The organism is Hoyosella altamirensis, from assembly GCF_014191505.1.
In the GTDB taxonomy this organism is placed as follows: Bacteria; Actinomycetota; Actinomycetes; order Mycobacteriales; family Mycobacteriaceae; genus Hoyosella; species Hoyosella altamirensis.
Genome location: NZ_JACHWS010000002.1, coordinates 544,124 through 566,915 on the forward strand (window position 1 = coordinate 544,124; position 22,792 = coordinate 566,915).

The 22,792-nt window shown below is 62.1% G+C and carries 20 protein-coding genes and 1 other RNA gene; 12 read left to right on the forward strand and 9 right to left on the reverse strand.

The genetic code is table 11. From position 1 onward, the window contains the following. Window position 1: 1 nt before the first annotated feature. Together FHU29_RS11325 and FHU29_RS11330 are read right to left on the reverse strand one after the other, a co-directional pair. On the reverse strand, window positions 2-1,267 hold the full coding sequence (locus tag FHU29_RS11325) for an aspartate kinase (RefSeq protein WP_064441342.1): 1,266 nt from the start codon (window positions 1,265-1,267) through the stop codon (window positions 2-4). 215 nt (window positions 1,268-1,482) lie between these two features. Beyond that, window positions 1,483-2,751, reverse strand: coding sequence for a saccharopine dehydrogenase family protein (locus FHU29_RS11330; RefSeq protein WP_064441423.1), 1,269 nt, complete (start codon window positions 2,749-2,751; stop codon window positions 1,483-1,485). 291 nt (window positions 2,752-3,042) lie between these two features. Between FHU29_RS11330 and leuA the strand changes: the two genes are divergently transcribed. The 9 genes from leuA (at window position 3,043) to FHU29_RS11375 (ending at window position 13,173) form a co-directional block, all read left to right on the forward strand. Beyond that, a complete protein-coding gene (gene leuA / locus FHU29_RS11335; RefSeq protein WP_064441343.1) occupies window positions 3,043-4,848 on the forward strand; it encodes a 2-isopropylmalate synthase in 1,806 nt (601 codons plus the stop codon). A 425-nt stretch (window positions 4,849-5,273) separates the two neighbouring features. After that, complete coding sequence (locus tag FHU29_RS11340) at window positions 5,274-8,129, forward strand: DUF4040 family protein (RefSeq protein WP_064441344.1); 2,856 nt, start codon at window positions 5,274-5,276, stop codon at window positions 8,127-8,129. Then, a complete protein-coding gene (locus tag FHU29_RS11345) occupies window positions 8,126-8,593 on the forward strand; it encodes a sodium:proton antiporter (protein ID WP_064441345.1) in 468 nt (155 codons plus the stop codon). Before FHU29_RS11340 ends, FHU29_RS11345 begins: the two co-directional genes overlap by 4 nt. After that, a complete protein-coding gene (locus tag FHU29_RS11350) occupies window positions 8,590-10,086 on the forward strand; it encodes a monovalent cation/H+ antiporter subunit D family protein (RefSeq protein ID WP_064441346.1) in 1,497 nt (498 codons plus the stop codon). The genes FHU29_RS11345 and FHU29_RS11350 overlap by 4 nt, the downstream gene beginning before the upstream one ends. After that, a complete protein-coding gene (locus tag FHU29_RS11355; protein ID WP_064441347.1) occupies window positions 10,083-10,490 on the forward strand; it encodes a Na+/H+ antiporter subunit E in 408 nt (135 codons plus the stop codon). The genes FHU29_RS11350 and FHU29_RS11355 overlap by 4 nt, the downstream gene beginning before the upstream one ends. Then, the gene (locus tag FHU29_RS11360; protein WP_064441348.1) at window positions 10,487-10,747 is read left to right on the forward strand and encodes an MrpF/PhaF family protein; all 261 of its coding nucleotides are present in this window, start codon (window positions 10,487-10,489) and stop codon (window positions 10,745-10,747) included. The genes FHU29_RS11355 and FHU29_RS11360 overlap by 4 nt, the downstream gene beginning before the upstream one ends. Next, complete coding sequence (locus FHU29_RS11365) at window positions 10,744-11,100, forward strand: cation:proton antiporter (RefSeq protein ID WP_064441349.1); 357 nt, start codon at window positions 10,744-10,746, stop codon at window positions 11,098-11,100. Before FHU29_RS11360 ends, FHU29_RS11365 begins: the two co-directional genes overlap by 4 nt. A 77-nt stretch (window positions 11,101-11,177) precedes the next feature. Further along, window positions 11,178-12,464, forward strand: a complete 1,287-nt coding sequence (locus FHU29_RS11370) for a Mur ligase family protein (protein ID WP_064441350.1) — start codon at window positions 11,178-11,180, stop codon at window positions 12,462-12,464. Continuing rightward, the gene (locus tag FHU29_RS11375; RefSeq protein ID WP_064441351.1) at window positions 12,457-13,173 is read left to right on the forward strand and encodes a type 1 glutamine amidotransferase; all 717 of its coding nucleotides are present in this window, start codon (window positions 12,457-12,459) and stop codon (window positions 13,171-13,173) included. The genes FHU29_RS11370 and FHU29_RS11375 overlap by 8 nt, the downstream gene beginning before the upstream one ends. Before the next feature lie 65 nt (window positions 13,174-13,238). Here the strand turns inward: FHU29_RS11375 and FHU29_RS11380 are convergent, their stop codons facing one another. From FHU29_RS11380 to FHU29_RS11395, 4 genes are all read right to left on the reverse strand, one after another. Further along, window positions 13,239-13,844 carry a uridine kinase family protein gene (locus FHU29_RS11380; protein WP_232323019.1) on the reverse strand — a complete coding sequence of 202 codons (606 nt, stop codon included), beginning with the start codon at window positions 13,842-13,844 and terminating at the stop codon, window positions 13,239-13,241. Continuing rightward, on the reverse strand, window positions 13,841-14,461 hold the full coding sequence (recR, locus tag FHU29_RS11385) for a recombination mediator RecR (RefSeq protein WP_064441352.1): 621 nt from the start codon (window positions 14,459-14,461) through the stop codon (window positions 13,841-13,843). The genes FHU29_RS11380 and recR overlap by 4 nt, the downstream gene beginning before the upstream one ends. A 12-nt stretch (window positions 14,462-14,473) precedes the next feature. Further along, a complete protein-coding gene (locus FHU29_RS11390; RefSeq protein ID WP_064441353.1) occupies window positions 14,474-14,815 on the reverse strand; it encodes a YbaB/EbfC family nucleoid-associated protein in 342 nt (113 codons plus the stop codon). A gap of 86 nt (window positions 14,816-14,901) precedes the next feature. After that, a complete protein-coding gene (locus FHU29_RS11395; RefSeq protein ID WP_064441354.1) occupies window positions 14,902-15,342 on the reverse strand; it encodes an SRPBCC family protein in 441 nt (146 codons plus the stop codon). A 174-nt stretch (window positions 15,343-15,516) separates the two neighbouring features. Here FHU29_RS11395 and FHU29_RS11400 point away from each other — a divergent pair, with 174 nt between their 5' ends. Further along, entirely contained in the window at window positions 15,517-16,944 is a 1,428-nt protein-coding gene (locus tag FHU29_RS11400) for an FAD-binding oxidoreductase (protein WP_064441355.1), read from the forward strand. After that, window positions 16,941-18,251, forward strand: a complete 1,311-nt coding sequence (locus FHU29_RS11405; RefSeq protein ID WP_064441356.1) for a class I SAM-dependent methyltransferase — start codon at window positions 16,941-16,943, stop codon at window positions 18,249-18,251. Before FHU29_RS11400 ends, FHU29_RS11405 begins: the two co-directional genes overlap by 4 nt. Window position 18,252: 1 nt before the next feature. Here FHU29_RS11405 and FHU29_RS11410 read toward each other — a convergent pair whose 3' ends face one another. Beyond that, on the reverse strand, window positions 18,253-20,433 hold the full coding sequence (locus FHU29_RS11410) for a DNA polymerase III subunit gamma and tau (RefSeq protein ID WP_064441425.1): 2,181 nt from the start codon (window positions 20,431-20,433) through the stop codon (window positions 18,253-18,255). Window positions 20,434-20,543: 110 nt separating this feature from the next. Between FHU29_RS11410 and FHU29_RS11415 the strand changes: the two genes are divergently transcribed. Further along, window positions 20,544-21,341, forward strand: a complete 798-nt coding sequence (locus tag FHU29_RS11415) for a methyltransferase domain-containing protein (RefSeq protein ID WP_083962423.1) — start codon at window positions 20,544-20,546, stop codon at window positions 21,339-21,341. Window positions 21,342-21,344: 3 nt separating this feature from the next. On the opposite strand, the gene FHU29_RS11420 is transcribed toward FHU29_RS11415, so the two are convergent. Both FHU29_RS11420 and ffs read right to left on the reverse strand, forming a co-directional pair. Then, window positions 21,345-22,631 (reverse strand): aspartate aminotransferase type Ic, encoded by a 1,287-nt coding sequence (locus FHU29_RS11420; protein ID WP_064441357.1) that lies wholly within the window; start codon window positions 22,629-22,631, stop codon window positions 21,345-21,347. Window positions 22,632-22,656: 25 nt separating this feature from the next. Next, window positions 22,657-22,751: signal recognition particle sRNA small type (gene ffs / locus FHU29_RS11425), an RNA gene on the reverse strand. Window positions 22,752-22,792: the final 41 nt, after the last annotated feature.

A 22,792-nucleotide genomic window follows, 5' to 3' on the forward strand; every position in this document is an offset into this window, starting at 1 on the left:
ATCAGATCCCCGATCCGGCGTAGACGACAGCTTCCTGATCGCCACCGAGCTCAAAGGCCTGGTGAACAGCAGCGACCGCCTTGTCGAGTTCCGTATCACGGCACAGGACCGAGATGCGGATCTCCGAGGTCGAAATCAGTTCGATGTTGACCCCTGCGTTAGCCAGCGCCTCGCAGAACGTCGCGGTCACACCGGGGTGCGAGCGCATGCCCGCGCCGATCAGCGACAGTTTGCCGATGTGATCGTCGTAAAGCACCTGACTGAAACCGATCTTCTCCTGAAGCTTCGTCAGATACTCGACAGCCTTGGGGCCGTCAGACCGGGGCAGCGTGAAGGTGATGTCGGTCTTACCGGTCTCGACCTTGGAAACGTTCTGCAGCACCATGTCAATGTTGATTTCTGCGTCTGCGACAGCCCGGAAAACCTGCGCCGCGAAACCAGGCGCGTCCGGGATACCGACGACCGTGACTTTGGCCTCGCTGCGATCATGCGCAACTCCGGTCAGAATGGCGTCTTCCACAGGAATGTCCTCCATTGATCCGGACACGATTGTGCCGGGTTTGTTCGAATATGACGACCGCACGTGGATCGGCGTGTTGTAGCGCCGTGCGTATTCAACGCAGCGCAACATCAGCACCTTCGCGCCGGCTGCCGCCATCTCGAGCATTTCCTCGAACGAAATATTGTCTAGCTTGCGTGCATTCGGGACGATGCGTGGGTCAGCACTGTAGACACCGTCGACGTCTGTGTAGATCTCGCAGACATCAGCGTTCAGCGCAGCGGCAAGAGCCACCGCAGTCGTGTCAGACCCGCCGCGTCCTAGCGTTGTTACGTCTTTGCTGTCCTGGCTGACGCCCTGAAAGCCGGCAACCAGCACGATCGACCCCTCGTCGAGCGCTGTCCGCACGCGACCCGGAGTCACATCGATGATCTTCGCCTTGCCGTGCGACTGGGTGGTAATGACCCCCGCTTGCGAACCCGTAAACGATCGGGCTTCGGCACCCAATGCGTGAATCGCCATGGCCACGAGAGCGTTCGAGATCCGCTCGCCTGCAGTCAGCAACATGTCCATTTCACGCGGATGCGGCGCGGGTGACACATCGGCGGCCAGTTGAAGCAGATCGTCTGTCGTATCGCCCATCGCCGACACAACAACAACCACATCATGGCCCTGGCGCTTTGTCTCGACGATCCTCTCGGCGACACGCTTGATGCGCTCGGCGGACTGCACCGAGGATCCTCCGTACTTTTGCACGACTAGCGCCACGCTGAAACTCACCCTTTCGGTAAATTGCCGGGATTCCAAACGAACACTCTACCGAGATTTCTCCTGGAATGCGCCTGGGCTGCCGCACTCGAGACAGCTGAACGCGACGCGCGAGCTGCTCATTTGCACTGTTCAGCACCCCTATTGCACTTCGCGTTCAGCTGGTTTTAAGAAAATGCACAGGATCCGCCCTATGAGATGAGCGGTGCGCTTCTCTAGTTGTTGATGCGTTCAGTTTCCATTTTCACCCCGGCTGCGCGCAATCGGCGCGGCAATGCCTCACCCATAGCGGCGGCTGGTGTGATCACTCCCGTCAGCGCCGAGAGCTGGTCCCGATCGAGCGCCAGGCAGAGCCCCGCCTCCCCAAGCATCACAGCCGTGGCTGCGTAACCAGGGTCTCCCTGCGCGGCGAAGGTGGCCTTGTACCGGGCGCCCGACGATGTATTCGCGTAGGTCTCGATCACGAAAAAGCCCTTGAGGCGCGCTTCTTCACTCGGACCTGATCCAGGCTGTGGGAGCACCCGGTCGATTACCTTCTGGGGCGCTCGCCGGAACAGCGTCGGCCCGAATTTCCACATCGCGCCCAGCGCGCCCGACAGTGCAGCAGCGAACAGCGGAGACGCCACCGAAGCGCCCGTTCCCATCACTTCGCGGTAGCGGAACTGCTTTCCGTACGCCCATCCCAGGAGGCCGTTCGTGCGCCTGACCACACGCGTGTTGTAAGGCGCCATCAGGAATGTGGCGGTCCATCCCTTTAACGAGGGATCAATATCACTGGCTTTGCCGAAGCCATTGTCTTTCTGGTCACCGAGATCCGGCTCGAGCGTCCGGTCTGTGCTGAATGTGTAGGGATCCTTGACGATTCTCGCGAGTTCGGGGTTCTCGCTCTCCCGCTCCATCTGGCGGCGACCCGATGCGACCGTGCCGCCGCTCATTCCACCGCGCATCGCCTTCACATACAGCGTGGTGTCGGTCAGTTCACCAGTGTCGTCAGCAAGCGCCTGCTGGTAGATCGAATAGACATTCAGATCGGACGGGATGGAGTCGAAACCACAGGAGTGCACGATGCGCGCGCCGGTTTCCTCGGCGCGCTCGTGGAATTGCTCGATGCTGTCGTGGACGAAAAGCTGTTCTCCGGTGAGGTCGGCATAGTCTGTCCCTGCATTGACGCATGCCTCGACAAGGGGCAGACCATATTTCGCGTACGGGCCCACCGTCGTCACCACGGTGCGCGTGCGGCTCGCCATCGCGGCGAGCGACGCGGGATCGCTTGCATCCGCCTCGACTACTGGCCACGTGTGCGCGACACCGCCAATCTCGTCGATCACGGCCTGAAGCTTTTGTTTAGACCGTCCAGCGAGCGCTATTCGCGCGTAGTCGGGTGCGCTCTGCGCGAGGTGCTGCGCAGTCAGCCTGCCCACGAATCCACTCGCTCCGTAGAGAATGACATCAAATTCACGTTCTGAGGGGCCACCGGTTGCCATGTCCCACACGCTAGCCTCCGCGGATGACTTCCGTCAGGGCAGATCCGTCGATTCGTGCCACTGTTATGGCAGCGATGCCGACGCAGAATCAATCTGCGCAGATCAGGCGCGCAGCCACCGCAAAGGATGACAACCTTGCGCGCCGGGGTACAGTGAAGGCATGCATCGCGGTCTTCTCCTTAAGCGCCGCGACGGGATCTGACGCAGACCGGCATCCCGTCGCGGGACTTTCTGGTGCTGGTCTACTCCCCGTGGGAGCAAAGCCCTTACTTACCCGAGAAAGATCTTCCGATGACCATTGTTGAACCTGAGGCTGGGCAGGTCGCCGCAACCTCTGCCCCCTCTCGCCCAAAACCTGCCGGGCAGCCCTCATGGAACACGCAAAAGGGCAGCTCCCTGCCCGTCTACCGGTACCGGCCCTTTGACGAAGAAGTCGAACACATCTCGCTTCCCGACCGGACCTGGCCCGACAACGTCACGGAGCGTGCGCCGCTGTGGTGTGCTGTCGATCTCCGCGATGGGAACCAGGCGCTCATCGATCCGATGAGCCCAGCCCGCAAACGGCGGATGTTCGATCTTCTTGTCAGCATGGGGTACAAGCACATCGAGGTCGGCTTTCCTTCGGCAAGCCAGACCGATTTCGATTTCGTCCGCGAGATCATCGAAGAGGGCGCGATCCCGGACGACGTGTACATCCAGGTCCTCACACAGTGCCGTGAAGAATTGATCCGCCGGACCTTCGAAGCCTGCCGGGGTGCGAAGAACGCAATCGTTCACATCTACAACTCGACCTCAATCCTGCAGCGCCGCGTCGTGTTCCGCGCCGACAAGGACGTCATCAAGAAAATTGCGGTGGATGGCGCGCTGGTTTGCCTGGAGGAAGCGGCGAAGTATCCGGACACGAACTGGATGTGGCAGTACTCACCCGAGTCCTACACCGGAACTGAACTCAGTTACGCCAAGGACGTCTGCGATGCAGTGACCGAGATCTTCGCGCCCACGCCCGAACGGCCGATGATCATCAACCTCCCGGCAACCGTGGAGATGGCGACACCCAACGTCTACGCCGATTCCATCGAGTGGATGCACCGCAACCTCGAGCGCCGCGACTCCATCATTCTGAGCCTGCACCCACACAACGATCGCGGAACAGCTGTCGCCGCAGCTGAACTGGGATACCAGGCAGGCGCAGACCGAATCGAAGGCTGCCTGTTCGGCAACGGGGAGCGCACCGGCAACGTGTGCCTGGTAACGCTGGGCATGAACCTATTCAGCCGCGGCGTGGACCCGCAGATCGACTTCTCCGACATTGACGACATCCGCCGGACCGTCGAGTACTGCAATCAGCTAGCAGTCCCGGAACGCCATCCCTACGGGGGTGACCTGGTCTACACCGCATTTTCCGGCAGTCATCAGGATGCGATCAACAAGGGCTTTGATGCTATGCGGGAAGATGCCGAAGCTCAGGGCACTGAGGTCGACACAACACTTTGGCAAGTCCCCTACCTGCCGATCGATCCGAAGGACGTGGGCCGGACCTACGAGGCGGTCATCCGCGTCAATTCACAGTCCGGCAAAGGCGGTGTCGCCTACATCATGAAGACCGACCACGGTCTGCAGCTGCCGCGACGGCTCCAGATCGAGTTCTCCCGGACGATCCAGCAACACACCGACTCAGCTGGTGGCGAGATCAGTCCAGAAGCCATGTGGAAGGCCTTCTCCAAGGAGTATCTGGAACCGGTCAGTCCGCTTGAGCGTATCCGTCAGCTGTACGACCAGGCTGAGGTCGACGGTGGTACAGATTCGATCACTGCGGTCGTGGTGTACAACGGCGCGGAGCGCGAGATCTCAGGCAAGGGAAACGGGCCCCTGGCGGCGTTCGTCCACGCACTCGCAACCCTGGGGCTCGACGTTCGCGTGCTTGACTACAGCGAACACGCTATGTCCGCCGGCGATGACGCATCGGCTGCCGCCTACGTCGAATGCCTCGTCGGTGACAAGCAGGTGTGGGGTGTCGGCATCGCCACGTCGATAACTACGGCATCGCTGCGTGCTGTTGTCTCCGCCGTTAACCGAGCGGTCACAGTGACCGTGTAGACGGGCTCTGCACGAGCGTGCACCGCGCAACAGTGATCGTTCTCACCTCCCGAAATCCGTCGCCACGGCTTGTCCAGGCGGCGGATTCCGCGTTTCACATCGACATTTCGGCGCGCGTTCCGCTTGTCCAAGGAGCGGGATGATTCACAACCCTGTTACGAGCCCCTGATATCGTGACTTCCGCGAGCCTGACATCAGCGAAGGGGGAAGTATGACTGCCTACCCGCTGCTGTCCGCGTTTCACACCGCACTCCTCGGGACTCGCGGCCGTCCCAGCTTCTCTGGTTCTAACGGGTATCCGAGCACGTGGGGGCACCACGGGAGTGGTTGTCCGCCGCCAGCAACACCCCACTGACGGGGCCCTCAAACTGGGGCGCCCCTACGAGACGTGTCTTTTGCCGAGCATCCGCTAAAGGGGTTGGTACGTGGTTCTGCCGTTGGTTCTCAGCTTGCTGGCGCTTGCAGCTGTGGCATCGCCATTGCTGGACAAGTACCTGGGCCGCACAACCGGCTGGGTGCTCGCAGCGACTTTCCTCGGTCTCGGCGGCTGGGTTTTCTACGAGGCACCCCCGCACCTCCGGGACGGCGGCGTAATCGAATACAGTCAGCCGTGGATGCCCGCGATCGGAGTGAACTTCCACCTTCGGCTCGACGGTACCGGCCTATTGTTCACCGCTCTGGTGCTCGGCGTGGGTGCGCTGATTATGGCGTACTCCGCCCGCTACTTCAGCCATGGCCGCCACGCCGGTTTCTACGCGCTGATGTCGATCTTCGCTGCCGCGATGTTCGGGCTCGTTGTTGCTGACGACGTCGTGTTGCTGTTCGTCTTCTGGGAATTCACGACCATCGCCTCGTTCTTCCTGATTGGCCGGTCCGGCCTGCACGCCAACAAGCCGGCGATGCGGACGCTGATCCTCACCGCGGGCGGTGGGCTCGCCCTGCTGTCCGCGGTCGTCACCATGATCGTGTACACGGGGACGTCGCAGCTCAGCGTTATCCTCGCGCACCCTGTCTGGCAGGAAAACGGAACCTTCGCCACGGCAGTCGGCGTGCTCATCATCATCGCTGCTTTCACGAAGTCCGCGCAGTTCCCATTCCACTACTGGCTGCCCGACGCCATGGCCGCCGCGACACCGGTCAGTGCCTACCTACACGCGGCTGCGATGGTGAAGGCTGGCATTTACCTGTTGATGCGCTTCTCACCAGTGCTGAGCGACAACACCGTGTGGCACGTGACGCTCATTAGTGTCGGTCTCCTGACAGCGATCATGGGCGCACTTTTTGCGCTGCAACGCCACGATCTGAAGGAACTTCTCGCCTACTCGACGGTGAGCCAGCTCGGGTTCCTCGTGGCCGTAATCGGAATCGGCACACCCGCCGCCCTCGCGGCAGCAGGCATCCACACGCTCGCTCACGCACTATTCAAGGCAACCCTCTTCATGCTCGTCGGCGTGATTGACCGTGAAGTCGGAAGCAGGGACATCCGTAAACTCACCGGGTTGCGCCGTGTCATGCCCCTCACCGCCGCTCTCACCGCGCTCTCGGCACTATCCATGGCAGGCGTACCGCCACTACTAGGATTCATCTCGAAAGAGAACATGTTCGGCGCCTTCCTCGAGGCGCCGGGACCGGACTTCGTTGGCCCGCTCGTCGGTACATTCGCTGTTATCGGCGCGATACTGACGTTCGCGTACTCATTCCGGATCGTGTACGGCGCGTTCAGTGGCCCAACGGAGCAGGTGAAGCTCCGTGAGCCCTCATTGATCTTCCTGCTGCCTGCTGCGGTGTCCTCGCTGGCTGGCCTCGTTCTCGGTTTCTACGCCGGGTGGCTCGACCCGCTGATCGAGCGGGTCGTACTGGATACGCAGGGCCTGGTGGGCACCTTCTACCTGACGCTGTGGCACGGGGTCAACGCGGCGTTCATCATGTCGATGATCACGATCAGCGTCGGTATCGTCCTGTTCCTGCTCCGCAACACCATCGACCGTCTGCTCGACCGGCGCCTCTTCCCGATCACGGGCGTGGAGGTATTCGAACGGATCTACGATGGCACCATCGCCTTTGGAGCGCGGGTCGGAGACCTCACACGCTCGAATTCGCCGACTCGCCACCTCGCGGCACCGTTCATTCTTCTGGCGCTACTCGCGCTCGGAGTGTTCATCAGCAGCCCCGTGGTTCCTCCGTTCCCTGAGCCCGTCACACAGCCGATCGACTGGCTGCTACTGCTACTCGTGTCAGCTGGTGTGATCGGTATTGTCATTGCGCGGTCGCGCCTTGCCGCGCTGGCCTTGCTCGGCGTCGTGGGTTTCGTAGTCGCGCTGCTCTTCTTCGTGCTCGGTGCTCCCGATGTAGGCCTGACACAGCTGCTCGTGGAGGTACTCACGGTCGTTGTTGCCGTACTCATCCTTCGCCGACTGCCTCGCGTCTTCCACACAGTGAGCAAGTCCCGCACGGCCCTGACCGCGGGAATCGCTGTCATCGCCGGAACGAGCGCGGCGCTCGCCACCTACACGCTCACCGGCCGTCGCGAAATTTCTCAGGCCGGCGAGTACTTCCTCCAGGAAGCAGAAGAGGAAACGGGCGGAACGAACGTCGTCAACACCATTCTTGTCGACTTCCGTGCGCTCGACACTCTTGGAGAATTGACAGTTCTGGGCGTCGCGGGGCTAGTCATCATTTCGGTACTCGACTCGAGCGGGCTTCTTCGCGGAGATCGTGATCCCCGCGCCACCGAGTTGAAGGATGCACCCATCGGCTCCGCCGTTGGCAACACGATTCTGGCGCGCACAGTCGGCCGCTGGCTCGCACCCGTCCTCATCATTCTGTCGCTGTACCTCCTCATCCGCGGGCATGATCTCCCTGGTGGAGGGTTCATCTCCGCACTCGTTGGTGGTGCCGGATTCGCACTCGCGTACCTCAGCGCGCCGAGTGCGGCACGCGCTCCCATCCGCTTGCCGTACGTGGGGCTGATCGCCTCCGGAATCGGCATTGCCACACTAGTGGGGGTGCTCGGCTTCGCCGATGGCTCGTTCCTCCGGCCGCTGCACTACAACATTCCGCTGCCAGGTGACGCGTACTACCACTTCACCACAGCGCTCATCTTCGATATCGGCGTTTATCTCGCTGTCGTCGGTGTCATCCTCGCCGCACTCAATCGGCTCGGCGTCGAAGAGACACCTGCCGCTTACACTCCGGACGCACCAGACGGCGCTCCCCCAGATAGGGACCCGCCAGTCAGTAATGAGCCAGAACACGAAGCGATGACAGGAGGCCGACGATGACCCTTGCGCTCTTCGTCGGCGTGCTCGTAGCGGGCGGCGTCTACCTCGTGCTCCAGCGCGGTATGGTCCGAATTACGTTCGGATTCGTCCTGCTCGGGCACGCAGCGAACCTCGTGCTGTTGTCCGCCGGGGTCGCATCACGCCGCGAGGCACCGCTCGTGCAGCTGTCAGACCTCGCTGGGGCGGCCGACGCCCTGCCGCAGGCCTTCGCGCTGACCGCGATCGTGATTGCCTTTTCGATCACCATCTACATGCTGACCCTTGCTGGCGCTGGCTCCGGTGACGATGACACCGATGATCCACCTATGTCAGCCGATAAACCAAGACCTCCCGGAGCAGAGGAGACCGTGACCGAGACTGACGCCGGATCGACAGACAAGATCCAGCGGGGAGACGTTCCGTCGGCTTCGCCCAAGGGAGAAGGCATGCGGACATCTGACGTGCATGGCGAGGGCAACCCATGAACAGTGCTTTCCTCGCTTTCGTAATCATCGTCCCCCTGCTGGCGGCGGCACTGCTGACCGTTATGCACACACCATTGCTGGCGCGCCGGACCATCCTCCTCGGGACCAATGCGTTCGCACTCGGCTTCGGAATCTGGCTCGCTGTCGAAACATACGGCGGGAACGTGCTCGGGCACAGCATCGCGCTGTGGCCGAGCGGCATCGCGATCCCCCTGGTCGCGGACATGTTCAGCGCACTGATGCTGATCGTGACCGCACTTCTCGGTCTCGTATGCTCCGCCTTCGGTATTGCGACCGGAGATGATGAACGCGCCTACTTCGCGCCCCTGGTTCTCGTGCTCTCCGGCGGTGTCTACGGCGCGCTACTCACTGGCGACCTCTTCAACCTCTTCGTCTTCATTGAAGTCATGCTCCTGCCGTCCTACGGCCTGATCGCCATGCTCGGCGGGCTCCGGCGCCTGTCGGCGGGACGCCTGTACGTGACGATGAACCTGATGACGTCGACGATCTTCCTCGTCGGGGTCGGGCTGGTGTATGGCGTTGCCGGGACAGTGAACATCGCCGAATTAGCGGGCGCGGGGAGTGAGGATCCGCTGATTGGCGCCGCGGTGGCCGTGGTCCTCATCGCCCTTGGCGTCAAAGCGGCGGTGGTGCCTGTGCACGGCTGGCTCGCGCGGACCTACCCCTACACGTCCCCGGCGGTCACGGCGCTCTTCTCCGGCCTTCACACCAAAGTCGCGATTTACGCCATCTACCGCATCTATGCGGTGATCTACGACGGCGACAGCCGTTACCTGTGGATCGGCATTGTAATCATGTCAGCGACCATGCTCATCGGTGTGCTCGGCGCCGTCGGTGAAAACACCACTCGGTCAATCCTCGCCTTCCACATGATCAGCCAGATCGGATACATCCTGCTCGGTGTCGCCTTGTTCGGCCCCATCGGGCTGACTGCGGGCATCTTCTACCTGCTGCACCACATGGTGGTCAAAGCATCGCTGTTCTTATCCACCGGCGCAGTCGAAGTCACCTACAAAACGAACGATCTCGGCAAGGTGCAGGGAATCGCGCGTACTGAACCGCTCATCGCGGCAGCCTTTTTGGGTGCGGCGTTCTCACTGGCTGGCCTCCCTCCCTTCTCGGGGTTCGTCGCGAAACTCCTCCTCGTGCGGGCAGCAATCGATGAAACCCAGATCGCTGCAGCGGTGATCGCCGTAGTCGTCAGCCTGCTGACATTGACGTCGATGCTGAAGATCTGGAAGGGCGTCTTCTGGGGCCGGGCACCCGAGGACGGCGTCAGCCTGGTGAGTGCACGCAAACCCGGACGACTGCTTACCCACATCAAACCCTCCGTGGCGATGCCAGCGGTGGTGCTCGCGGTCGTCACCCTGGCAGTGGGCATCGGCGCGCAGGGCCTTCTCGTTCTCTCTGAACAGGCCGCAGCTGGACTGCTTGACGTGAGCGGCTACGTAGAGGCGGTGATCGGACAATGAGTACTACTCTGACCTGGCCGTTCCGGGCATTGAGTTTCGTTCTGTACTACATCTGGGAGCTGACGAAATCGAATATCGCCGTGGGGTGGGACATCGTCACTCCCGGTACGCGGATGTCCGCAGGAATCGTACGGCTCCCCCTGCGCTGCAGCACTGATCTGGAAATCACGATGCTCGCAAATCTGATTTCGCTCACTCCCGGAACGCTGACACTGTCGGTTCAGAACAATCCAGCAGTCCTCTATGTGCACGGGATGTATGCAGCGGACAAGGATGCGTTCAAGGCTGAACTGTACGAAGCTGAACGGCGTCTCCTGCGCGCGATGCGCCGAGACGGAGAAATGGGCTCCACCCCTTCCATAGCCGGAACGAAAAAGGCCAACTCGGCAGGAGGCGCGTCATGACCCTGGTCATCGATGTGGCTCTCGTGATTGTCGCGCTGACACTCATTCCCGCGTCCTACCGCGTCCTCACCGGTCCGCGAGACGCAGACCGTGGTGTCGCAGCCGACCTCGTGTTTTTCGCTTTTATCGGCGTAGTAGCGCTATTCGGACTGCGGATGAACACGGACATCGTTCTCGACATCATTCTCGTCGCCACAGTTGTGGGATTCCTGGCAACTCTCAGCATTGCTCGTCTCGTCACTAGGGGGCAGCGATGAGTTCAATTCTCGAAATCGTCGGCACCATCTTCATCGTCCTGGGAACTCTGGCGTTCGTCTCAGCCGCGATCGGCGTACTCAAACTGCCTGACCTCTACTCGCGAATAAGCGCGATCACCACCGCATCCGGCCTGGGGATCGCGCTTATCGTGCTCGGCGTGCTGCTCCACGAGCCTTCAGGGCTGAACATCGTGAAGGCGTCGCTCGCTATTGTGATCAACCTTGCGACAGCCGCTGTCGGTGGACATGCTTTGGGGCGCGCCGGGTATCTCACGGGCGCCCCACTGGCCCCGCAGACCCTCTACAACGACCTTTCCGTCTATGACCCGCCTGGGGAGTCCCCGCAAAAGTGACAATCATCGCAGTGCTGCCGGGACAAATTCGGGCGTTCAGCGCGCACGAGACCGCCCAGTCGAACTAGCCTCTTCCCATGGCCAAGGGGAAAACACCCGGAGACCCCGGAGAAATCGCCCGCGCACCGATCACTGCGCGCGGCAAGCTCGCCCTGCGGGCGGCGCGATCGGCGTCCTGGGCGTCACGCAAATCAGGGCGGGGCGCGGGAAACATGATCGGCGGTCTGATTGCGCTCAAAATCGACAAGTCGATCATGACGCAGCTCGCGAGTTACCGCCGGACAGTGCTGATATCAGGAACCAACGGCAAATCGACAACCACGCGAATGACGTCCGCCGCGCTGTCCGAGCTTGGTGAGGTCGCCACGAACACCGATGGCGCGAACATGGATGCGGGCATTGTCGCCGCGTTCAATAAGAACCTCCACGCCCCACTCGCGGCCATTGAGGTCGATGAACTTCATCTCCCCCACGTCTCGGACTTCACCAGCCCGAAAGCGATCATCCTATTGAATCTCTCTCGGGACCAGCTCGATCGCGTTGGCGAAATCAACATGATCGAGCGTCGGCTCCGTGCCGGACTGGAACGTCACCCCGAGGCAGTTGTCGTTGCGAACTGTGACGACGTTCTGGTCACGTCAGCCGCGTACGATTGCCCGAACGTCGTGTGGGTCGCTGCTGGCAACAGCTGGGTGGGGGACTCGGTAAGTTGCCCCCGCACAGGTGAACCGATCGCGCGCGATGGCACCGACTGGCGCAGCACTGGCAGCGACTTCCGCCGCCCGGCCCCGCACTGGTGGGTTGACGACGACCATCTCTACGGGCCAGACGGTGTCAAGGTACCGATGACCTTGTCCCTGCCCGGCCGCGCGAACCGCGGCAACGCGGCGCAGGCCGTAGCAGCTGCAGTCGCAATGGGGGTAGCACCTGACGCCGCCGTCGCGGCAGTGTCCGGTGTGCGTGAAGTCGCAGGCAGATACAGCACCGTTCAAGTTGGCTCCCACAACGTGCGCATGCTGCTGGCGAAGAACCCCGCGGGCTGGCAGGAAGCTCTGTCGATGATCGATCACAGCGTTGATGGACTCGTGATCGCGGTTAACGGGCAGGTACCCGACGGCGAGGACCTGTCGTGGCTCTGGGACGTGCGGTTCGAGCATTTCGAGGGCATTCAGGTCGTCGCGGCCGGGGAGCGCGGAACGGACCTGGGAGTTCGCCTCACCTACGCGGGTGTCGGCCACACGCTGATCAAGGACCCGCTCGCAGCCATCCGGTCGTGCCCGCCTGGCCGGGTTGAAGTACTCGCGAACTACACGGCATTCCTGGGGCTGAACAGGGCTATCGAACGGGAGGTTGCACGTGGCTGAGTCGACGGTGCGGATCGGTCTTGTGCTGCCCGATGTGATGGGCACCTACGGCGACGGCGGCAATGCGCTCATTCTGCGTCAGCGGATGCGAATGCGTGGGATCGACGCGGAAATCGTCGAAATCACTCTCGACGATGAGGTCCCCGAGTCGCTCGATATGTATACACTCGGCGGCGCCGAAGACTACGCGCAGCGGCTGGCGACGCGCCACCTGAACCGTTATCCCGGCTTGCAACGTGCCGCCGAGCGCGGTGCGCCGGTGCTCGCGATCTGTGCCGCGATCCAAGTTCTGGGCCACTGGTACGAGACCTCCTCAGGTGAGCGCGTCGACGGTGTCTCGATGCTGGACGCCACGACATCACCGCAGGATGTGCGCGCTATCGGAGAGGTGATCAGTACACCCGTTGCGGACGGCTTGACCGCGCCCCTGACGGGATTCGAGAATCACCGCGGAGGCACCACACTCGGCCCTCAAGCAACTCCGCTGGGGCGGGTAACGTACGGCGTTGGTAACGGTGTGGGTGACGGATTCGAAGGCGCAGTTCAAGGTTCCGTTATCGGCACCTACATGCACGGTCCGGCGCTCGCTCGCAACCCGGAACTCGCGGATCTGATCATCCAGCGCGCGCTTGGTGTCGAGGACCTCACACCGCTGCCACTTGACGAGGTCGCGCAGTTGCGGAAGGAACGGCTCGCCGTAGCGAAGTAGTCAAGCCCGAAGGGACTCAATCGGTTTGTAGTTGATACCCGAATACGTCGTGAACTACATACCGTTTAAGCGAGGGAGCTAGGTGATTCGCATGCGATGACGTCGCATCGCGCCCGTGTTCCGTCGATGGGAAACCATCCGCGCTCAAACGCCTGCCAGTCCTGCAGCGGCGCACGACACACCTCACCATCCCTTGCTACAGCAGCTTCGAGCCGTGCGGACGCGTCACCCCACTCGACCCAGACCGCGACTGATAGCCGTCCTGCGACGGACCTGCGTGCGCTCGATACACCCTCGATGAGAAGCACGTCAGGCGGTGGCACATCGACGAACGGCCCAGGGACTGGGAGTCCGCCAGCCCATCGGATCGCCTGATAGCGCCCATCCGCGCCGAGGCCGATTGGTTTCAGGACCCCGTCCTCAAGCTCCCCCCACCATGCCGCAGGGCGATCCCACGTGGCGAAGTCGTCACAAGGGATGACTGCAACCGATACGCCTCTGCGGTTCAGTTCGTTCGAGAGTGCTTGCGAGAACACTGTTTTTCCGGAGCCTGAGGGACCGTCGATCGCCCCGAGACGGACGGCACCCAGCTTGGGAGGCCGCCGCGTCACCACATCGGCCGCCCGAGTCAAAGCGGCGTCATCGATGCCGCGGTCCGCGCGCGGTCTCACAATGCGCGGCGCCCGGAAAGCGCCCGGCCAAGCGTCAGTTCGTCCGCGAACTCCAGGTCACCACCCATGGGCAGACCCGACGCAAGGCGCGTCACGGATAAACCCGGGAAGCCCCGCAACATTCGCACCAGGTACGTTGCCGTTGCTTCGCCCTCGGTGTTTGGATCTGTCGCGATGATGACCTCGGTGACCTCGACGGAGTCGTCACCTGCAGGTACTTGCCCGCCGATGCGCGCCAGTAGCTCGCGGATCCGCAATTGGTCCGGGCCCACCCCGGAAAGCGGATCGAGCGCACCACCGAGTACGTGGTACACGCCCTTGAACTCGCGAGTCCGCTCGACCGCCTGGACGTCCTTCGGCTCCTCCACGACACAAATCATGGTGCGGTCTCGGCGAGAATCTGAGCAGATCCGGCACTTCTCGTGCTCCGCGACCGTGCCGCACACAACACAGAACTGCACTCCGTCGCGGATGCGCTGGAGTGCGTCCTGCAATCGCACGATCTGGGCGCGATCTGCTGTGAGCAAATGAAAAGCGATGCGCTGGGCGCCCTTCGGTCCGATCCCGGGCAGCTTGCCGAGTTCGTCGATGAGGTCCTGAACTGGTCCTTCGTACACGCGTCCTCTGCCTCAGAAAGGCAGCCCGGGAATCCCGGAGCCTCCACCCATCCCGGACGCAAACGGTCCGAGTGCGTCTGCCGCGAGGCTCTGCGCGTTCTGGCTGGCGTCCTTGATCGCTCCGACCACAAGATCCTGGAGCGTCTCGACATCGTCAGGATCGACGACCTTGGGGTCGATCGTGATGTCGATGATCTCGCCAGTCCCCGTAATTTTCGCGGTCACCAGGCCGCCACCGGCCTGGCCCTCAACCTCGGTCGACGCGATCTTCTCCTGGGCCTCCATGAGTTGCTGTTGCATCGCCTGGGCCTGCTGGATGATCGCCTGCATGTCAGGCGCACCATCTGGTTGCATAAGAGGTCCTTTCACGTTGAGGACTGCCAAAAACCGGCAGTCGTGCTACCAGGGTAGTGGCCTGATAGCACGGCCGGGCACACGACTTACTGCTTTTCCACGTCGGCTTTCAGGTTGGCGAGCACCGCAGCCTGAATCTTCTTCAGTCCAAGCGGCGCGAATGTCTTCTCGAAGAACCCGCCAATACCTCCAGCGCCCTTCCACTCCGTCGTTGTGGTGACTTCACTTCCGCTGGTCGAGGGAGCAACACTCCATGTCGTCACGAGCGAAGAATTGACGTCACGCTCGATAATTGTCGTGCCGTCGATGCTCACCGCAGCCTTGATATCGCGCGAACGCTTGGATGTAGCCTGCAATATCCACTGTGCGATCGTGCCTTCACCGTGGCCGCCCTCGAGGACGCGGTAGTCGCGATAGTGTTCCGACAGAATTCTCGGGCGCACTGTTTCGTAGTCGGCGAGGGCACTGAAAACTGTGTCGACCGGCGCCGCGATCGTGATTGAACTTGACGCGCTGACCTGTGCCATTGAGCTTGTGTCCTTTCGGAGTACACCAATTCGCTTCTAGAGCCGTGTCCATAGTGCCCTATCTCGCGGAAAGTTCACCCGCGGGCAACATCTCAGTCTCCCCCTCCGCGTCAAGATCGGGCTATCGTCGATAGTGTGCGGAGCCTTCGACTGCCTACCGGATCGACGCCCCTTATGACGCCTGAAGATAGTGCGGCGGCGCATGCTGCTGCGGTGGATCGCCTCATCCACAGCTATCGAGCGATTCCTGATGACGCTCCGGTGCGGCTGGCAAAGAAGACGTCAAACCTGTTCCGCCACAGGGAAAAGACTTCCGCGCCTGGGCTCGATGTCTCCGGCCTGGCTCGCGTGATTGGGATCGACACCGAAGCTCGCACTGCCGACGTCGGTGGCATGTGCACATATGAGGACCTTGTCGCGGCAACGCTCAAATACAATCTTGTCCCCTTGGTCGTTCCGCAACTCAAAACGATCACTCTCGGCGGCGCAGTGACTGGCCTGGGAATCGAGTCCACGTCGTTCCGCAATGGCCTCCCCCACGAATCTGTTCTCGAGATGGACATCCTCACGGGGGCGGGCGAGGTCGTCACCGCCGCTCCAGATGGGCCCCATAGCGATCTGTACTGGGGATTTCCCAACTCGTACGGCACGCTCGGCTATGCGACGCGGCTTCGCATCGAACTCGAGCCGGTCGAACGCTACGTTGAACTCAGGCACCTGCGGTTTACTACCCTCGATGAGCTTCAGGAGACACTTGACACTGTTTCGTACGAACAGACGTATGACGGGGAACCCGTTCATTACGTAGACGGAGTCATGTTTTCGGCCACAGAAAGCTACCTCACGCTAGGCCGTCAGACCAGCGAACCGGGCCCGGTCAGCGACTACACCGGAAACCAGATCTACTACCGCTCGATACAGCACGGTGGCGCTGAAACTCCCGTCGTCGACCGGATGACCATCCATGACTATCTATGGCGCTGGGATACCGACTGGTTCTGGTGCTCGCGCGCTTTCGGAACGCAACACCCAGTGGTCCGGAGATTCTGGCCGCGCCGTTATCGCCGCAGCAGCTTCTACTGGAAGCTGATCGCGCTTGACCGCCGGGTTGGCCTCGCGGACTTCATCGAACGACGGAAGGGAAACCTTCCGCGCGAACGCGTAGTCCAGGACATTGAGGTCCCGATCGAGAACACCGCCAGCTTCCTGCGGTGGTTTTTGGCGAACGTGCCGATCGAGCCGGTGTGGCTATGCCCGCTGCGACTGCGCAAAACCCGCAGCCCAGGGCCACCCTCGCCGACATCCCCGGCTTCGCGCCCATGGCCCCTCTATCCGCTCGAACCCCAGCGCACATACGTCAATATTGGCTTCTGGTCAGCGGTGCCGGTCGTAGCTAACCAGCCCGAGGGGCACACCAACCGCATGATCGAGCACGAAGTGGATCGCCTTGACGGTCACAAATCGCTGTACTCAGATGCGTTTTACGACCGAAAAGAGTTTGACGCGCTGTATGGCGGCGATACCTATAGAGAACTCAAAGAGACCTACGACCCAAAGAGCCGGTTACTTGATCTCTATGCAAAGGCGGTGCAACGACGATGAAGGCAGTGTTGACGGCGTTTACGGCTCCCCAACTCGAAAGGATGAACGTCGCTGAGATACTCAGCGCGGTACTAGGGCGAGATTTCCCGATCCGGTTCACTGCGTACGACGGCAGCGCACTAGGCCCGGAAACCGCCCGGTACGGACTGCACCTCAAGACGCCCCGTGGACTGACCTACCTCGCAACCGCGCCCGGTGATCTCGGGCTCGCGCGCGCATACGTATCCGGCGACCTCGAGGTTAGCGGGGTTCATCAGGGTGACCCGTACGAGATAATGAAGATTCTCGCGCATGACGTCCGGGTGCGGCGGCCCTCGCCTGCAACGATCGCCTCGATCATGCGGTCACTCGGCTGGGAGCGCTTGCGGCCGGTCGCGCCACCCCCGCAAGAGAACATGCCCCGGTGGCGCCGGATGGCCCTGGGCCTGCTGCACTCGAAGAGCCGTGATGCCGCAGCAATCCACCACCATTACGACGTGTCGAACGAGTTTTACGAGCACATCCTCGGCCCGTCGATGACGTACACATGCGCGGCCTACCCCAGCGCAGACAGTTCCCTGGAGGAAGCACAGGAGAACAAGTACCGACTCGTCTTCGAGAAACTCGGCCTGAAAGCCGGGGATCGCCTGCTTGACGTCGGGTGCGGGTGGGGCGGCATGGTGCGGTTCGCAGCCAAGCGTGGCGTTCATGTCATCGGTGCGACATTGTCCCGCAAACAGGCGGAATGGGCTCAGAAGATGATTGCCCATGAGGGATTGGGCGATCTGGCGGAAGTCCGTTTCTGCGACTACCGCGATGTCACGGAGGCGGGCTTCGACGCAGTGTCGTCGATCGGTCTCACTGAACATATCGGTTTGGCGAACTACCCGTCTTACTTCGGCTTCCTGAAGGACAAGTTGCGGCCAGGCGGACGACTGCTGAACCATTGCATCACTCGCCCAAATAACCTTCAGAGCAACCGCGCAGGTGATTTCATCGACCGGTACGTTTTCCCGGACGGAGAACTCGCCGGACCAGGCTTCATCATTTCAGCTGCCCACGATGCCGGTTTCGAAGTGCGGCACGAAGAGAACCTCCGCGAGCACTACGCACTGACGCTGCGGGACTGGAACCGCAACCTCGCTCGCGACTGGGACGCGTGTGTGCACGCCTCCGACGAGGGCACTGCCCGCGTCTGGGGTCTGTACATTTCCGGTTCACGAGTCGCCTTTGAAACGAACTCGATTCAGCTGCACCAGGTCCTGGCGGTCAAAACCGCACGGAATGGCGATGCGCAGGTCCCGTTGGGTCAGTGGTGGGCCCGCTGACTCATTCGATTCGGCGCGCGCCGAGTTCTGACGTCAGCAGTTCGATGGCGAGTTCCTCAGGGTCGCGTCGCGGTGAGCTGTCTGAATCGTCGATTCCGGATGCTTCCGCGCGGCGAGCTTCTTCGAGCAGTGCATCCTCATCATCGGGTGCGGCGGCGGGCCGAACAGGTCCTTGCCCCACGGCGCTTGTGGGTGCTAGGTGGTGCGGCGGGCCTGGGTCATCCGGGTAGCCCGGATCGTCGGGCGGCGGGATGTCATCGCTACCCGGGGCTGGGGTGTGGCGCTCACGAGACGCCTGCCCAGGCGCAGTTTGCGGCGGCTTCTGCTCTGCCCGCCCGGGCGCCGCGGCTGATTTACGCACAAAGCGCGGGCGGTCGTTCGGCGGGCCGGACTGTTTACGTTCCTTGGGAGCCTGCTGAGTACCGGCTGATTGGCGCGGAGCCTCCGCTCCCCAAACGAGCTCGCATTCAGTCCCGAGCGTCTCCCGGAACGCCTCCAGCACGATCCCGGCGCTGCGCGCTTCACGCAATCGCCCCATCAGCGCAGGTGTTTCGTGGCTCAGCATTATTGAGTTGCCGCGCACGCCCGTGACTTTCGCCCCGGACAGCATTACTTCCACAATCTTGCTCTTCGCGCGAACATTCGCACAGATTTTGCCCCACGCGGCTTCCACCGCGTGCACGGAAAGACCTGGATGGGCCTCGTCCCCGGCCGGGGTCGCCGGGGCTTTGTCGGCGGCGGCAGGCGATGCCACTTCGCTGGGGCCAGACGGCGGGGCGGGCGCTTCCCTTGGCGCCGCGGGCTCGTGGACAACCGGGGGCGCGGAAGCCTCCGCCTTGGGGGTCGTCGGCGCCGGAGGTGCGCTGGCCTCACGTGCCGTCTCTCCTGCGGGGGCGGCCTCCATGGGAGCTTCCTTGGGAGCGGCCTCCCTGGGCCGCTGAGATCTGGGCCGCTGAGATGGCCGCTCGAACACTGGGGATCCGGGTTGAGCCTGACCCGCCGGAGCGTCTGTCTGAGCGGACTGAGCCGCGGGTGTCCCCCGCTCAAGGCGCTCAAGGCGCTGCAACAACGCGGAATCCGTGGCGGAAGCAGCGGGCAGCAGCATCCGCGCGCAGAGCACCTCGAGGAGGAGCCTGGGCGCGGTCGCACCCCGCATCTCCGAGAGGCCCGCGTGTAGCAACTCCGCGTAGCGCGCAAGAGTCGCCGGACCTATCCGTTCGACATCGCTGAGCATCCGCCCACGACCATCAGCAGGGGCGTCAACAAGCCCGTTCGTCAGCGCATCTGGCACTGCCTGCACCAGAATCAGGTCACGGATCCGTTCGAGGAGATCTGCAGTGAAGCGGCGCGGATCGAAGCCCGCGTCCATGACATCGTTGATGGTCCCGAATAGGGCGGCACCGTCGGAATTGGCGAGCCCATCCACCGCGGCATCGATGAGTGAAGAGTCCGTGATGCCAAGCAGCGAAACCGCCCTATCGTAGGTGACACCGGCCTCGCCCGCCCCAGCAAGCAGCTGGTCAAGAACCGAAAGCGTGTCACGCGGGGACCCTCCACCCGCACGAATGACCAGCGGAAACACTGTGTCCTGCACATGCACGTTCTCGCTGGCGCAGATGCGTTCCACCAATCCGCGCATCACCGGCGGTGGCAGCAGCCTGAAGGGGTAATGGTGCGTGCGGGACTTGATCGTCGGAAGCACCTTTTCCGGCTCGGTCGTGGCGAAGATGAAGATCAGGTGCTCGGGTGGTTCTTCCACGATTTTCAGGAGCGCGTTGAACCCCGCATTGGTGACCATATGCGCCTCGTCAACGATGAATACGCGGTAGCGGGACTCCGCAGGGGCATAGAACGCGCGATCTCGCAGCTCACGCGTGTCATCCACACCACCATGACTGGCCGCGTCCAGCTCGATCACGTCGAGGTTCCCTGGCCCGCCCGGCCCCAGCGCGACACACGAATTGCAGGTGCCGCACGGAGTTGCGGTAGGGCCGTGCTCACAGTTCAGGGAGCGCGCGAGGATGCGCGCCGAGGAAGTCTTTCCGCAGCCACGCGGACCTGAAAAGAGGTAAGCGTGGTTGATCCGGCCGGCATTCAGCGCAGCACTGAGCGGCTCGGTCACATGCTCCTGGCCGACAACTTCAGCGAACGTCGCGGGACGGTATTTGCGGTATAGCGCCACGCGGCCAGAGTACCGGTCAGCTCCGACGAAGGTGGCCTCGCGCTGCGGCACAGAGCACGGCACAATGGCCAGCAGGTAACCCCAATGCCGGGGACTACAGGAGGTAGCCAGTGGCCAGCGAAGGTACACACGCAGCGAGTGCGCTCGATCGAATTTCTCCGTTGCTCGACGACCGCCGTATCGCCGATGGTGTTATCCACAGACCACGCCTCGTGAATGGTTACGTCGACGTTCTGCCTGACAGTCCTGAAGATGACTCAAAGTCGCTGGCGCAGCGCACCATGGAGTTCCCGTTGCTCGCACCGATCTACGAGCACATCTGGAGGCCGGCCGGAGCGCTCGCGTTCATGGGTTTCAATCTCCAGCACTTTCGCGAGGAACGCGCAAAAACAGTGCGGGCCCTGCAACTCTCCGGGAATCAGACAGTCCTCGACATCGCGTGCGGTCCTGGCAACTTCACCGCAAACTTCGCGGACGCGCTGAGCCCTCGCGGGCTCGCGATCGGTCTGGATATTTCGCGTCCCATGCTGCGGAAAGCTGTGGAGACCAATAGCCGCCCGAATACGGTATATCTTCGCGGTGACGCGACAAGCCTGCCATTCCCGGATGCAACACTCGATGCAGTCACCTGCTATGCCGCGCTATACCTGATCCCGGACCCTTTCACTGTGCTCGACGAGATGACACGTGTGCTAAAGCCGGGCGGGCGAATTTCCGTGATGGCGAGCCGCGCATCCGAGCATCCTGCGATCCGTCGAACTCAGCGGCGTGTCCTGGGATTGACCGGGTTGCGGATGTTCGACGTCAATGAGTTCACGGATTACTTCCGCTCGTCCGGACTCACCGAGATCGCGCAGGAAATCCACGGTGTGGTGCAGTATGTGCACGCGTCGAAGCCGACGGGCTAATTACTACGTTCCTGGGCTTTCGGAGAGCTTCTTCTCGGCCGCTGCGAGCAGCACGCAGGTCGCCACACCATCCATCGCAGCACGGAGGTCGTCCATCGAGGGGAAGCTCGGTGCGAGACGAATGTTGCGGTCGTTGGGGTCTTTGCCGTAAGGAAAGGCTGATCCTGCGGCAGTCAGCGCGATTCCCGCTTCCTTCGCCAGCTGGATCGTCCGCTTCGCCGTTCCATCCATGACATCGAGGCTGATGAAGTATCCGCCTTCGGGTTCTGTCCACGTCGCGACCTTCGACTCACTGAGCCGTTCGTCGAGAATGTCGAGCACAGCCTGGAATTTGGGCGCGAGTATGGCGCGATGCCGAGCCATGTGTGAGCGCACGCCTGAAGCGTCCTTGAAGAACCTCAGGTGACGGAGCTGGTTGATCTTGTCCGGGCCGATGGAGGACTTGCCGAGGTTGTTCTTGTACCAGGCAATGTTCTCGTCGGAGCCGCCGAAGAAGCTGACTCCAGCGCCCGCGAAGGTGATCTTCGACGTTGATGCGAAGATCAGCGGTCGATTCGGGAAGCCCGCTTCCGTGGCCATTCCCAGAATGTCGTAGACCGGCGCGTCCTTCTCGGTTAGCGGATGGACCGCATAGGCGTTGTCCCAGTAAATCCGGAAGTCCGGGGCGCCAGTGGGCATCGATGCGAGTTGCTGGGTGATCTCTTTTGAGAAGACAACCCCGGTGGGGTTCGAATAAATGGGAACGGCCCACAGTCCCTTGACTTGAGGATCGTTGACGAGTTCGGTGACGACATCCATGTCGGGGCCGTCAGCCCGCATCGGGACCGGAACCATTTCGATTCCGTAGTGTTCACAGATCGCGAAGTGCCGATCGTAGCCGGGGCTAGGGCACAAAAATTTGATCCCTGGCTCAGCTGACCACGGCCGGACGGAATCTGGATTGCCCGTCAGGAGCTGGTAGGCAATCGTGTCGTGCATGATCTCGAGGCTGGCGTTGTTGCCTGCCAACAAGTTTGAAACCGGCATACCCAGAAGTTCAGCGAAAATCGCGCGCAACTCGGGGAGCCCGTCGAGCCCACCGTAGTTGCGGCAATCCGTGCCCTTGCCATCCCGGTAATCCGGACCCGGGAGGGACAGTAACTCGCCCGCGAGGTCAAGCTGCTCGGGAGAAGGCTTACCCCGGGTCAGATCGAGACTGAAATTCTTCGCCTTGAGCGCTGAATACAGATCCTTCAGCTTGTCTGCCTCGTTTTGCAGTTCGTCACGGCTAAGGGTCTCGATCGACACCATGTATGGCCCCGCCTCTCACGAAGAAGTTGGGGGACCCCGCGCACCCGTCAGAGCCCGTTGACCCTTGCTGCCTTCCGGCCCTGGGGGGATTCACAGGATGCACGCCACGCGGGATCCACGGGACAGTGTAGCGGGTCGCTGACTCCCGCGCAGAACCCCCT

Coding starts and splice junctions, on each gene's coding strand:
- FHU29_RS11330 (WP_064441423.1), bottom strand. CDS start 2,751: ATGGCAACCGGTGGCCCCTCAGAACGTGAATTTGATGTCATTCTCTAC.
- leuA (WP_064441343.1), top strand. CDS start 3,043: ATGACCATTGTTGAACCTGAGGCTGGGCAGGTCGCCGCAACCTCTGCC.
- FHU29_RS11345 (WP_064441345.1), top strand. CDS start 8,126: ATGACCCTTGCGCTCTTCGTCGGCGTGCTCGTAGCGGGCGGCGTCTAC.
- FHU29_RS11350 (WP_064441346.1), top strand. CDS start 8,590: ATGAACAGTGCTTTCCTCGCTTTCGTAATCATCGTCCCCCTGCTGGCG.
- FHU29_RS11355 (WP_064441347.1), top strand. CDS start 10,083: ATGAGTACTACTCTGACCTGGCCGTTCCGGGCATTGAGTTTCGTTCTG.
- FHU29_RS11360 (WP_064441348.1), top strand. CDS start 10,487: ATGACCCTGGTCATCGATGTGGCTCTCGTGATTGTCGCGCTGACACTC.
- FHU29_RS11365 (WP_064441349.1), top strand. CDS start 10,744: ATGAGTTCAATTCTCGAAATCGTCGGCACCATCTTCATCGTCCTGGGA.
- FHU29_RS11370 (WP_064441350.1), top strand. CDS start 11,178: ATGGCCAAGGGGAAAACACCCGGAGACCCCGGAGAAATCGCCCGCGCA.
- FHU29_RS11390 (WP_064441353.1), bottom strand. CDS start 14,815: ATGCAACCAGATGGTGCGCCTGACATGCAGGCGATCATCCAGCAGGCC.
- FHU29_RS11395 (WP_064441354.1), bottom strand. CDS start 15,342: ATGGCACAGGTCAGCGCGTCAAGTTCAATCACGATCGCGGCGCCGGTC.
- FHU29_RS11400 (WP_064441355.1), top strand. CDS start 15,517: ATGACGCCTGAAGATAGTGCGGCGGCGCATGCTGCTGCGGTGGATCGC.
- FHU29_RS11405 (WP_064441356.1), top strand. CDS start 16,941: ATGAAGGCAGTGTTGACGGCGTTTACGGCTCCCCAACTCGAAAGGATG.
- FHU29_RS11420 (WP_064441357.1), bottom strand. CDS start 22,631: ATGGTGTCGATCGAGACCCTTAGCCGTGACGAACTGCAAAACGAGGCA.